At 36.6% G+C, this 13,048-nt stretch carries 11 protein-coding genes; 5 read left to right on the top strand and 6 right to left on the bottom strand.

The window, feature by feature from the left end; genetic code table 11:
• Window positions 1-196: 196 nt before the first annotated feature.
• Window positions 197-700 carry a GNAT family N-acetyltransferase gene (locus MP478_RS10630; protein ID WP_230038647.1) on the bottom strand — a complete coding sequence of 168 codons (504 nt, stop codon included), beginning with the start codon at window positions 698-700 and terminating at the stop codon, window positions 197-199.
• Between the two features lie 135 nt (window positions 701-835).
• Window positions 836-1,708: a 4-hydroxy-tetrahydrodipicolinate synthase gene (gene dapA / locus MP478_RS10625; protein ID WP_230038645.1), complete on the bottom strand. Its 873-nt coding sequence runs from the start codon at window positions 1,706-1,708 to the stop codon at window positions 836-838.
• 107 nt (window positions 1,709-1,815) lie between these two features.
• Between dapA and MP478_RS10620 the strand changes: the two genes are divergently transcribed.
• Genes MP478_RS10620 through recO form a run of 4 tightly spaced genes read left to right on the top strand, consistent with a single transcriptional unit; the run spans window position 1,816 to window position 6,467 of the window.
• On the top strand, window positions 1,816-2,574 hold the full coding sequence (locus MP478_RS10620; protein ID WP_230038643.1) for a 5'-nucleotidase C-terminal domain-containing protein: 759 nt from the start codon (window positions 1,816-1,818) through the stop codon (window positions 2,572-2,574).
• Entirely contained in the window at window positions 2,574-3,524 is a 951-nt protein-coding gene (locus tag MP478_RS10615; protein WP_230038642.1) for a bifunctional UDP-sugar hydrolase/5'-nucleotidase, read from the top strand. The genes MP478_RS10620 and MP478_RS10615 overlap by 1 nt, the downstream gene beginning before the upstream one ends.
• A gap of 1 nt (window position 3,525) precedes the next feature.
• Window positions 3,526-5,781: a T9SS type A sorting domain-containing protein gene (locus MP478_RS10610; RefSeq protein ID WP_257200448.1), complete on the top strand. Its 2,256-nt coding sequence runs from the start codon at window positions 3,526-3,528 to the stop codon at window positions 5,779-5,781.
• Window positions 5,781-6,467 carry a DNA repair protein RecO gene (gene recO, locus MP478_RS10605; protein WP_257191440.1) on the top strand — a complete coding sequence of 229 codons (687 nt, stop codon included), beginning with the start codon at window positions 5,781-5,783 and terminating at the stop codon, window positions 6,465-6,467. Before MP478_RS10610 ends, recO begins: the two co-directional genes overlap by 1 nt.
• Before the next feature lie 30 nt (window positions 6,468-6,497).
• Here the strand turns inward: recO and MP478_RS10600 are convergent, their stop codons facing one another.
• The 4 genes from MP478_RS10600 to MP478_RS10585 form a co-directional block, all read right to left on the bottom strand.
• Window positions 6,498-9,152, bottom strand: a complete 2,655-nt coding sequence (locus MP478_RS10600) for a glucosidase (protein ID WP_257200447.1) — start codon at window positions 9,150-9,152, stop codon at window positions 6,498-6,500.
• A gap of 198 nt (window positions 9,153-9,350) precedes the next feature.
• On the bottom strand, window positions 9,351-10,160 hold the full coding sequence (locus MP478_RS10595) for a glucose 1-dehydrogenase (protein ID WP_257191438.1): 810 nt from the start codon (window positions 10,158-10,160) through the stop codon (window positions 9,351-9,353).
• A gap of 73 nt (window positions 10,161-10,233) precedes the next feature.
• Window positions 10,234-10,707 carry a GNAT family N-acetyltransferase gene (locus MP478_RS10590; protein WP_257200446.1) on the bottom strand — a complete coding sequence of 158 codons (474 nt, stop codon included), beginning with the start codon at window positions 10,705-10,707 and terminating at the stop codon, window positions 10,234-10,236.
• 8 nt (window positions 10,708-10,715) lie between these two features.
• On the bottom strand, window positions 10,716-11,333 hold the full coding sequence (locus MP478_RS10585; RefSeq protein ID WP_257200445.1) for a DUF1684 domain-containing protein: 618 nt from the start codon (window positions 11,331-11,333) through the stop codon (window positions 10,716-10,718).
• Between the two features lie 134 nt (window positions 11,334-11,467).
• Here MP478_RS10585 and MP478_RS10580 point away from each other — a divergent pair, with 134 nt between their 5' ends.
• Window positions 11,468-13,048 carry a GMC family oxidoreductase N-terminal domain-containing protein gene (locus MP478_RS10580; protein WP_257200444.1) on the top strand — a complete coding sequence of 527 codons (1,581 nt, stop codon included), beginning with the start codon at window positions 11,468-11,470 and terminating at the stop codon, window positions 13,046-13,048.

Below are 13,048 nucleotides of genomic sequence, written 5' to 3'. Positions count from 1 at the left end.
AAATTCCTGCATTCAAGAATACAGGAATTTAAACACTAAGGATGAAAAAAATATACTGATAAAAAGCTAAATCAGCTCAAAACCAAGCATATGAATGTATTATTAAAAAGTGATTTGGTTCTGAAACAAAGATGATTCAAAAAAAGAAATCACTTGTTATAGAATTACAAGATAAAGTTACAAGATTTTAAGTCAATTATTTGTGAATTAGAAACTCCATCAGAAAATCATCCATTATAAATCCTTTTCCAATATCGAAAGCTCCTTCTCCAAACACGTTGTATCCCTGGGATTCATAAAAATTTCTGGCAGCGTTATATTTATTTACATTCAAAATAATTCTTTCATCTCCATTTTCAGCTACTTTAAGATTCAAAAATTGAAGTGCTTCTTTTCCAAAACCTTTTCCTTTACTTTCCGGAACCAGATAAATACGGTGAAGTTTCGTTGTCTGGTCTTCATAATGGTGTTCATATCCAATAAAACCTTCAAAAGAACTGTTATGTTCATCCTGAATCAAATAATAATGATAATACGGATTTTGGAAATGGTTTGTAATTTCTGTTTCAGAATACATTTCTGCAAGCATATACTCCATCTGTTCCGCCGAAAGGATATCGGCATACGCATTTTCCCAGGATCTTTTTGCCAAATCCTGAATCAAAGGAATGTCCTTTACTGTCGCTTCTATTAATTTCATTATTTTCATTTTATGATTAAAAAAAGTGAAAAGTCTGAACTTTTCACTTTATGAGATTATATCAATTATCATCTGTTTTCAACAGTGAATTCATAAATTGTAATACAAATTCACTACTGATGATTGGTATTCAATTTAAATAGTTGCCATTTCAGCCTTGATCTTTGCATAAAGTCCTTCTGAAGCAGGAACCAAAGGAAGTCTAAGATGATTCTTAATAATTCCTTTTTCAGCAAGAATTACTTTAATACCACAAGGGTTTCCTTCTGCAAAAATTAAACGTGTAATTTCCACCAGCCTATTATGAATTTCATAAGCTTCTTTCACCTTTCCGTCAAAAGCCAACTGCACCATTGTGGAAAACTCTTTAGGGTATCCCTGCCCAATCACAGAAATTACCCCCTTTCCACCAGCCAACGTTACCGGAAGTGTATATTCATCATCTCCGGAAACCAATGAAAACCCTTCAGGCTTTTTTCTTAAAATATCAAAATACTGAAGAATATTGGGTGCAGCTTCCTTGATCATAAACAGATTAGGAAATTCCTTTGCAATGCGGATAGTAGTGTCTGCATCAATATTCTGCCCTGTTCTTGAAGGAACATTGTAAATGATTATTTTTTTTCCTGTAGAAGCCAAGACTTTGTAATGTTGGTAAAGTCCTTCCTGGTTAGGTTTATTGTAATATGGAGATACAGAAAGCACTGCTTCAAATGCAGAAAGGTCTGCTTCTTCAATCTGTTTCTTTACTTCAAGAGTATTGTTACCGCCAATTCCTAATACCAGAGGAAGACGCTTATTATTCACCTTAATGATATGCTCAATTACCTGTTTCTTTTCCTCATCAGAAAGCGTAGCGGCTTCTGCCGTAGTTCCTAATACTACCAAATAATTGGTTCCGTTTTCAATATTGTATTCAACAAGTTTTGTTAAACTGTCGAAGTCAACGGATAAATCTTCATTAAAGGGCGTTACCAATGCAACACCTACTCCTTTTAAAATGCTCATCTGTTCGAATTATTTTTGTCAAATTTAATAATTTACAATAAGAATTTGTAATAAATAATAATGTTTTATTATTCATATGGTTATATTTGCATATACTAAAAGATATTATGAAAAATAAATTCTTGTTACTAGGAATTGTTCTGGCATCGCTTACCGCCTGCAAAACAGCATCCACGCTGCAGCTTGCAAACGTAGAGACCCAGAAGAATATTTCTATTAATAACGAGCTAAAGAATGATGAGGAGTTTGTAAAAGTAATTGAACCTTATAAAGAGAAACTGGACCGGGAAATGAACCAGAAAATTTCTCATACCAGTGTAGACCTTACCAAACAGGGAGACAACAGTAATCTCGGTAATCTTTTAGCTGATTATACATTTGAAGGAGGAAATGAATGGGCAAAAATAAATCTTAAGAAAAATGTAGATGCTGCCTTGATCAATATCGGAGGAATCCGTACTACCATTGGAAAAGGTGATATTATGCTGAAAAACGTTTTTGAAGTAATGCCTTTTGAAAATGAGGTAATTATTGTGAAAATGAAAGGGACGGATCTTCAGGGTCTTTTTGATTATTATGCAAAAACCCAGGTGAACAACCCTGTTTCTCATCTGTATATTGAAACAAAAGACGGACAACTTAATCAATCGTTAATTAACGGAAAAAAAATAGACACTGATAAAGACTATTATATTGCTACCTCAGACTATCTTGCTTTGGGTGGAGATAATATGAAATTCTTTGCCAAAGGAGAATCAATTCCGACAGGGATAAAACTTAGAGATTTATTCATTGAATATTTCAAAAAAACTCCGGAAGTAGTGCCTAATACGGATGTTCGTTTAAATTTTATCGGTAAAAAGTAATGGATAGAAAAAGTTTTTTAAAAGCAATAGGTGGTGGAACTTTAGCAATGGCTTTAGCTCCTAATATGATGAAGGCGGAAGGATTAGCTATTCCTGGTTTACAGTCCGCTAATAAACTAACTATTCTTCATACCAATGATCAGCACAGCAGAATAGAGCCTTTTGATGCAAGTTATACCAAAAACCCGAATCAGGGAGGTTTTGCCAGAAGAGCTAGCTTAATTCAACAGATCAGAAATCAGGAGTCTAATGTATTACTTCTTGATTCCGGAGATATTTTTCAGGGAACACCGTACTTTAACTTTTTCGGAGGCGAACTGGAGTTTAAGCTAATGTCTATGATGAAGTATGATGCTTCTACTATGGGAAACCACGATTTTGACAATGGTTTAGATGGATTTTCTAAGGTTCTTCCCACGGCAAAGTTTCCATTTATCTGTTCTAATTATGATTTCAAAAATACAATACTTGACGGAAAAACTTCTCCATATAAAATCTTTAATAAAAACGGTATTAAAGTAGGGATTTTTGGAGTAGGAATCCAACTGGACGGTCTTGTAGGTAAAAAACAATATGGAGAAACCGTATATTCTAACCCCGTTGATGTAGCACAGCATTATTCGAACTTTTTGAAAAAAGACCAACAATGTGATCTTGTAATCTGTCTTTCCCATATTGGGTATGATTACAAAGACGAACCCAATAAAATAAGTGATAAAATTTTAGCCGCCAGTACAGAAAATATTGATATTATTTTAGGTGGCCATACCCATACTTTCCTTCCTGAGCCTCAAACTTTCACCAACAGACAAGGTAAAAATGTCCTGGTGAATCAGGTTGGATGGGCAGGACTTCTTTTGGGTAGAATAGATTTTCACTTTGATACAAATAAAAACGTACAGCATATCTCCTGGAACAATCAGGTAATAGACAGCAGCATAATAGCATAATATGAAAAAACTCTCTTTAATTTCTCTTGGTATTTTAGCATCCCTGCAGTTTACAAAAGCGCAGGTCATTTCATCAAAAAAATGGGCAGATCTTTTTTCCTACAATAATGTCCTGGCCATGAAAGAAGACAATGGAAAAATAATAGCCGCCACAGAAAACGGATTATTCTATTATACTATAGGAAGTGGAGAGATTACAAAGCTGTCTAAAGCTAACGGACTACACAATATAGGGATCACCGCCTTTGATTATAACTCACAAACCAAGACAGGTCTTATCGGTTATTCTGACGGATCTATGGATGTCATTACTCCTCAGGAAATTAAGTACATCGTTGACATTCCTATTGCCACAGGTTATAACGGAAATAAAAAAGTCAACCATATTTCTATTACAGGAGATAAGGCAGTTATTTCTGTAGGGTATGGAGTATCTATATTTGATCTTAAAAAGAAAGAGTTTGGAGATTCTGCATTTTTCCTTAGCGGAGGTATATATGAAGCCAGTAACGAAGCAACAATATTTGGAAACAAGATTTATTCTGTAACCAATACTGGATTGAAAAGCCATGAGATCAATACTACATTCCCTGTATTTTCTACATGGACAACGGAAGTTCCCGGATCATTTAAAAATATAGATGCTGAATCTGAATTGGTATTTGCATCTGCCACCTCTGCATTCATGTATAATAACGGTACTCCAACTCCGCTTCCTGCAAGCTTTGCAAAAATTCAGGATGTGGTTATTACCTCAAATAACATTATAGTAACCGATAACAGAATATATACCTTTGGTCTTAATGGTATTTCTTTAAATGCGATAAGCCTTGGTGAAGATTGTAATACGGCTACCATAGCGGGTGGAAAGGTGCTGGGTGGAACTGTATTATCCGGAATAAAGGATGAAGGCAACAACACCTATAAACCTTCCGGTCCGTATTTTAACTTTGCCTACAAAATAAATCTTTACGATAACAACCAGATGCTTGTTTCCAGTGGAGCAAGGGCCGATATTTATAACTTTCCGGTAGAAAATCCTAAAAAACCAGGATTCTATTATTTTAACGGTACAGAATGGATATATCCTTCTTATTTTAGTAAAGGGGACATAGGACAAGTCAATGTGCTCGATGCAGTTATGAGCCCTATCAACAATAATGAAGTATTTTTCACCAATTATACGATGTTTAACAACGGGGTCTACAAAATGAAATACAATGCAGGCAGTAAAGACTTTGAGCTTGCAAAATATTATAGCGTAGGGGGGGAAGCATTTTTAAGACGTCCTGTAGGTTTTGCTACGGATGCCCAAAGCAACCTTTTTGTTTCCATTGCATTTACAGACAACGGAAACCCTTCAATAGGAATTTACGATAAAGCAGCAGATGATTTTACCATAAAAAAGAATACTATTTCAAGTTCAGGGGTACAAAAGCCCATTTTATTTGAAAATATGGTTTGGACGCCTCTGCCGAGAACAAATAACTTCTGGGTATATGATTATAAAAATGCAGCTAATCTTTCTGATGACACCGATTATCTATTAAAAGAATCTAACGGAATTGCAGGTGAAGGAACTTTATCTGTAGCATTTGATAAATCCGGAGATGCATGGATTGGTAGTGATAATGGTTTAAGGATCCTTGCTAATGCAGCTTCCGAAATAAAAACGCCAAGTCCTGCAGCATCCCCTATTATTATAGAACAAAACGGGCTTGCCGAAGAACTTTTCAGAGATTCACAGATTCTCCAGATTGAGGTAGATGCAGGAGATTATAAGTGGGTATCTGTAGAAGGAGGTGGCGTATACTATCTTTCTTCTAATGGAGAAAAGACCATAAAACATTTTACAAAAGAAAACTCACCGCTTCCTACCAATAGTGTTACAGACATCAAGGTAGATAAAAAAACCGGTAAAGTATATTTCGTTACTTATAACGGTATTGTAACTTATCAGGGAGATGTTGCCGATGTCAATTCAAATTTTGGAGATGTATTGGTTTACCCGAATCCTGTAGTGTATTCTAACTTCAAAGGAAAGGTTACCATTAAAGGGCTGGCAGAAAAAACAAATATAAGAATTGTAGATGCAGCAGGAAATGTAGTTCATTCAGCTGTTGCAAGGGGAGGTTACTATGAATGGGATCTTAATAATCAAAAAGGAACCCGTGTAGCTTCAGGTATTTATTTTGTATTAATGACTAATGAAGACGGTTCTGATAAAGCTACAGCCAAAATAGGGGTAGTCAATTAATGAATTCACAAAACGGATTTTTACTTTCATTTATAAAGTACGGGGAAAATGATGCTGTACTGCATTGTTTTACAGAAGAGGAGGGCTTCCAGACTTATTTTCTTAAAGGGGTTTATTCCAAAAAAAATAAAAAGAAAGCCCTGTTGCAGCCGTTGAGCAAACTCAGTTTTTCAATAAACCCGGTGAGGGGTAACGGTATACCATCGGTTTCAAAATTTGAACTGGTAAAAAACAATGATATTTATAATGATATAAAAGTAAATACCGTTATTTTTTTCATTTCAGATTTCCTAAGTCAGATTCTTAAGTTTGAAAACAAAAATCTCAATATATTTTTTAGTATTGATGAATTTATTGATCAGCTTATCAACAAAAATTATCAGTCACATCTTCTTTTTTTACTTGCTGTTTTAAAGATTCAGGGTGTTGCTCCTTTAATTGGTGAAGGAAAATTTTTAGATCCGGAAACGGGTACTTTTTCAGCCGGTTCTACCCATCAGATCTTCAATGAAGAAATTTCATTACTGTGGAAAACAGCACTCACCGCCGAAAACCTTTATACCACTAAAATACATTCTTCTGTAAGGAAAGATTTCCTGGATAGTCTTTTGGTGTATTATCACTATCACATTACCGATTTTAAAACACCCACCTCACTGGAAATCATCCAGCAGATATTTGAATAAAATAAAGCCAGTCCGCAAATTTACTTTTCGCTATTTCGCTTTCTCCGGCATTTCAGTTTCAGATTCTGCTATTTCTTTTTTGGTAAATCTTGGCTGCAGAATTTTTGCGATCAGCCCTGTCCAGCCTGTCTGATGAGAAGCTCCTACCCCACGGCCATTATCTCCGTGAAAATATTCGTAAAATAAAATATAATCTTTAAAATCGGGATCCGTCTGGAATCTTTCGTACTGGCTATTCACAGGACGTTTTCCGTTTTCGTCTTCTAAAAATATTTTCGAAAGCCTCTTACTTAAAGAATCTGCAATCTGATCAAGATTAGAATAGTTTCCACTTCCTGTAGGGTATTCCACCATAAAATCCGGACTGTAGTAAAAGAAAAAACGTTGGAGGCTTTCAATAATGAGAAAATTAATAGGAAACCAGACAGGTCCACGCCAGTTGCTGTTTCCGCCAAAAAGCCCACTGTCACTTTCTGCAGGCGTATATTTCACACAATAATCCGTTTCATTAAGCTGTAAAGTATATGGGTTCTGCTCATATTCTTTCGACAAAGCCCGGACTCCGTAATCGCTTAAAAACTCCTCCGGGTTCAGCATTCTGCTCAACAGTCTTTTTAAACGGTGCCCCCGAAGTAAAGATAAAAGGTGCTTGGAATCCTGTCCTTTAACTTCCCATCTTGAAACCAGAGATGCGAGTTCCGGCTTATTTTCCAGTACCCATTTCATTCTTTTCTTAAAGTTGGGAAGGTTTTCAATCATTTCGTCATCTATCACCTCAACAGCAAACATGGGTATCAACCCTACAATTGTTCTTAATCTCAAATACATATGGGTATTGTCACTGGAAGCAATCGCATCATAAAAAAACTCATCTTCCTCATCCCACAGGCTGAAGTTTTCATCACCCATATTATCCAACGAGTGCGCAATAGACAGGAAATGTTCAAAAAACTTCATTGCCATCTCTTCATACACATTGTTATATAATGCCAGCTCCAGTGCTATTCTCATCATATTCAGGGCAAACATAGCCATCCAGCTTGTTCCGTCGGATTGTTCCAGCTGCTCCCCATTGGGAAGCGCAGAATTTCTGTCGAAAACACCAATATTATCAAGTCCTAAAAATCCTCCTTCAAAAATGTTGTTACCGTTGCTGTCTTTTTTATTCACCCACCAGGTAAAATTCATCAGCAGTTTCTGAAATGCACTTTCAAGAAATTCAAGATCCGGTTTATCTCGAATATACTCATCAATTTTAAACACTCTGAAAACAGCCCATGCATGTACCGGAGGGTTAACATCACTGAAATTCCATTCATAAGCAGGGAGCTGCCCGTTAGGATGCATATACCATTCAAACAGGAAAAGTTTAAGCTGATGCTTGGCAAAATCAGGATCAATTATAGAAAAGCTAATGGCATGGAAAGCCAGATCCCAGGTTGCATACCATGGATATTCCCACTTATCAGGCATGGAAATAATATGGGCATTGTTAAGATGCTTCCAGTCGTAATTCCTTATTTTATCCCTGGATTTTGGCGGTGACATTTCTGCAGGGTCCCCTTTCAGCCATTTTTCAACATTGTAATGATAGAACATTTTGTTCCAAAGCATTCCTGCAAATGCCTGTCTCTGCACCATTTTTTCATCTTCCGACTGAATTCCCTTCTGAATTTCAGCATAAAATTCATCTGTTTCTTTGCGTCTCAGATCAAAAATTGATTCAAAATCACTGAACGGCTCTTTCAATTCTTTATCCGTCATCCTGAATTCAAAAGTTTTTGATTCTTTACCTTTAAAATCCTCATCGATAAAGAACGACGCTTTTGTGCCTACATTTTGGGAATTAACCGACTGTGAATTCCCTGTAAGTATAAAATTATTAATTCCGTCTTTACAGTATTCTGATTTATCTGGTGACTGATAAAGTCTTTTGTTGTTGGTTTCATTATCACAAAACAAGGTCTTTATAGATTGTTTTGCATAGATATTTTTCACTTCAAGGTCTTTATGACTTATTCTGATACGGTCAGCTTCATTAGCGCTCAGCTGTGGTTGATAATCGTCATAGCCCCAATTCCAGGTATTTCTGAACCAGACGGTAGGCAGTATAACAAGAGAAGCTTCTTTTTCAGCTTTATTGATAATGGTAAGTCTTATCAAAATATCATTGGGTCCTTCTTTAGCATATTCAATAAAAATATCAAAGTATTCATTAGTATCAAAAATCCCGGTGTCAATGAGCTCATATTCAGGTTCTGTCTTACCTCTTTCTGCATTGGTTTTCACAAGATCTGTATATGGGAAGGCATTTTGCGGATATTTATACAGCATTTTCATATAAGAATGGGTAGGGGTAGAATCGAGGTAATAAAAATATTCCTTCACATCTTCACCATGATTTCCCTGCCCGTTGGTAAGACCAAAGAACCGTTCTTTTACCATTTCATCCTTTTTATTCCAGAATCCGACAGAAAAGACCAATTGCTGAACGTCATCACATATCCCACATATCCCCTCTTCACCCCATCTGTATGTTTTAGCTTCTGCGGTATTATGATTGGTATAATTCCAGGCATCACCATTCCCGCTGTAATCCTCACGTACAAGTCCCCATTCCCGGTTACTTACATAAGGTCCCCATTTTTTCCAAGAAATATCTGAAATTCTTTCTTTTTCTGACATAGTGAAATCATTAGTAATTTAACGTCCTTTATTCTGAAATTTTATAAAAAACAAGCATTAATCTATGATCTTATCTTTCCCAATGCTCTTTATTTTAAACCTTTTCCTCCTCACCCCTCACCCTCAACCCTCAACCCTCAACTCTTAACTCTTAACTCTTAACTCTTAACTCTTAACTCTTAACTCTTACCCACTCCTCTATCCCCCGGTTGAAAAGCTCTCAAACGTAGTCATTCCCCCATCAATAAAAATGCTGGTTCCGGTGATATAATCTGCGAGGTCACTGGCAAGAAATGCTGCTAAGTTTCCTATATCTTGTGGTTGTCCGATTCTGTTGTAAGGAATAAGGGTAAGAAGTGAATGAAGTGCTTCAGGAGTATCCCAGGCAGCTTTATTTATAGGAGTCTGAATCGCTCCCGGGCAAATAGAATTGACCCGGATCCTATCCGCTCCATATTCCTGGGCTAAGGTCTGCATTAGCATTCTGATAGCCCCTTTACTTGATGCATAGTTGGCATGTCCTGCCCAGGGAATAATTTCATGAACAGAACTGATATGAATAATTTTACCACAGGCAATGGAGCGTGATGGATCAATGCCCCGACGTAAAAATTCTTTGATTGCTTCTCTTGCGCAGAGAAATTGCCCAGTCAGATTGACACCAATCACAGCATTCCACTGATCCATTGTCATCTCTGTAAATTGAGCATCTTTTTGAATGCCTGCATTATTGACCAGTATATCCACTGTGCCTAACTGAGAGACAACATCCTGAAACATTGTCATTACCTGGTCTTCTTTAGAAACATCACACTGGTAAGTTATACCTTTTCCTCCTGCATCTGTAATTTCTTTTAAAACAGCCTGTGCTTCTTCTAAAGATCTTTGTGAAGAGTGGTTCACAACTACTGAAGCGCCTGCAGCAGCCAAAGATTTTGCAATTCCTGAACCTATTCCGCTGGATGCTCCTGTAACCACAGCCACCTGATTATGAAGTGATATTTCCATGTTTTGTAATTTGATGATACTCAAAGTTATGGAAAGAAATCAGGAGGACAGGAATTTTGAATTTAAAATTTTCTTAAAGTTTTTTGTACATGAGGTATTGAGGCCCGCTCCTTCCGATTCTCATTTTACCTTCATAAGAATATCCGGTTTTAAGATAAATCTGATAGGCAGATTCATTTTTTTGATTGACAGCCAGTACAATTTCATTGCAATCTTTGAAATGACTTCTGACAAAATCATCCACTTTCATCATGGCTGCCTTTCCTATTCCCTTTCCCTGCATTTCAGGATTTACAGATAAAGATCTCACCAAAACAGAATTTTTATTATCAGTCAGTTCAAACTTATCCTGTCCAAAATCAAGCACAAAAAAGCCGACAGGATTCCCATCCTCGAAAATGGTAACAGGAAATGCATCATGATCATCCCTTTCTGCTATTCTCTGCAGGGCTTCTTCCGCCAGTGCCGTAAATTGTGACTGCTTTTCATCCAGCGTATATGTAATGGCTGAAAGATGTTCCGGATTAAAAAATGCTAAGCTTACCATAATCAAATTTAGTGATGATAGATATCTTCATACATTACTCCGGCACGTATTTCCACAGGAAGTTTATTTTCTTCAGGCACAATAGGACAATTATAGTCGTAGGCATTGTAAGCACAATAAGGATGGTAGGACTGATTAAAATCCAGTACGATTGTATTTCCTTTCGGAATTTTCAGATCCATATATTTTCCCCCGCCATAGGTTTCTTTTTCATTGGTAGCATCCCGGAAGGGAAGAAAAAGATAGTCCTGATATTTCTTCTGCTTAATCAAATCCAAGCTTTGGTATAAAGTAAGGGTATAAGATTTTCCATCTAACTCAAAGCTTGCCTTTCCATATTCCTGATAAGACTTTGTTTTCCCTGAAGAAGTGGGAAGATCAAAAGGTTTTGTATCTTTTGATTTAACAAACTTTGCTGTAATTCTATATTTTATATCAATCGGAAAAAAAGGATGTTCTTTAAAATTTTTAAAGTTATCACCCCGTAAAGGCGTTTCTTTCGGATTCAGATATTCAGCATTGAGTTCTTTCTGAAATTTTTTCACCTCCATCACTTCTTTAGAAGTCGTTTTTTGGGAAAAAGCCCAAAGAGGGAGGATCAAAAAGAACAATAAAATCTTTTTCATAAATGCTATAAATTATAAGTAAAACTATGAATTTTTCAGAGTATAAACAGTTAAAATTATAATAAAAAAGCATAATCTGTTTTAAATAAAACACCCATTCGTGAAGCTAGCATACTTTTTGAGAAACAAAGCTCATGAACAGGAAACAATTCATTAAGACAAGTGTATTAGCGGTATCAGGCTTTTATTTTCTTCAATCTGATCTATTCCGGGCTGCGGAGCGGAAAGACGATCAGCAAAACGAAATTATAGAAGCTCCGATTGTTATCATTGGCAGTGGATATGGAGGTGCTGTATCTGCTTTACGTCTTTGTGAAGCCGGGAAAAAAGTAGTGCTGCTGGAAATGGGGCTCAACTGGGAGAAGGCAGGTATTCCTTTTTCTAACCTGCTAAAACCTGGAAAAAGCTCTGCATGGCTTAAAAAGAAAAGCATTGCCCCGTTCATGAATATTTTTTCTCTGACTCCTTTTACCGGGACCTTGGACCGTCTGGATTTTGATCATATTAATATCTGGGTTGGAAGGGGTGTTGGCGGCGGATCACTCGTTAACGGAGGGATGGCCGTAACTCCTAAAGAGAACTATTTCAAAGAGGTTTTCCCCCATCTGAATGCAGAAAAGTTCTATAGCCATTATTTTCCTTTGGTACAAAAAGAACTTAAAGTAAACGTGATTGATGAAGAATTTTTAAAAGACTGTCCTTATTACAAATTTACACGGGTGGGAGAAGAAGAAGCTCATAAAGCAGGTTTTAAAACAATGAGAGTTCCCAATGTATATGATTTTAAATACATGGAAAAAGAATTTCTGAATGAAGTTCCCCGCTCTGCTCTTAATACTGAAGTGATCTATGGAAACAACCATGGTAAAAACAGCTTAGACAAAACCTATCTCAAAAAAGCACTGGAAACCGGAAATCTTGAAATTCTTGATCTTCACCGGGTAGACGATATAAAACTGAATGATGATAAAACGTATACCGTCAGCGTACAGCAGACTGATACCTCTGGAGTTTTAATTGCAGATAAGATGTTCTACTGTAAAAAGCTTATTCTTGCGGCAGGCACAATGGGAACTTTACAGCTCCTGTTACGCTCCCATGCTGTAAACGGATTACCCCTTCATGAAGGTATTGGAAAAAACTGGGGTAACAATGGTAACTTTATGACCGGAAGAAATTGGGTAAAGCCTCTGTCTGGAGGAACAGGAGCAAAGCAATCTACCATTCCGGTGGGTGGCATTGACAATTGGGATGATAAGGAACATACTTTCTTCACAGAGATTGCCCCTTTGCCTATGGGAATGGATGTGGCCACGGCCTTGTATTTATTAATTAACCGCGTTGATAAAAAAGGGGAAGTCACGTATGATACCATCAATCAGTCTCTGAAGTTGAATTGGGATGAAAGTCATACGGCCAAAATGAAGGAAAATGCCAAATATTTTGTCAGAAAAATGAATAAAGCCAATGGAGGAACCAGAAGTCATTTTCTGTTTAATAATGGTTTTGGAGCAGATATCTGCTATCATCCGCTCGGAGGATGTGTATTGGGTGAAACAACTAATGAATATGGTAAATTAAAGGAACATGAAAATCTCTATGTTTTAGATGGATCATTAATTCCCGGAACAATTGGAGTGAATCCTTTTGTTACCATTACCGCCATTGCAGAATACTGTATTGAAAACCTGATCAGAGAGAACGAATTTGCTTAA

Origin of the sequence: Chryseobacterium sp. WG14 (assembly GCF_024586945.1) — a bacterium.
In the GTDB taxonomy this organism is placed as follows: domain Bacteria; phylum Bacteroidota; class Bacteroidia; order Flavobacteriales; family Weeksellaceae; genus Chryseobacterium.
Note: the sequence above shows the minus strand (reverse complement) of the source record. Positions and strands in the feature narration are given on the sequence as shown.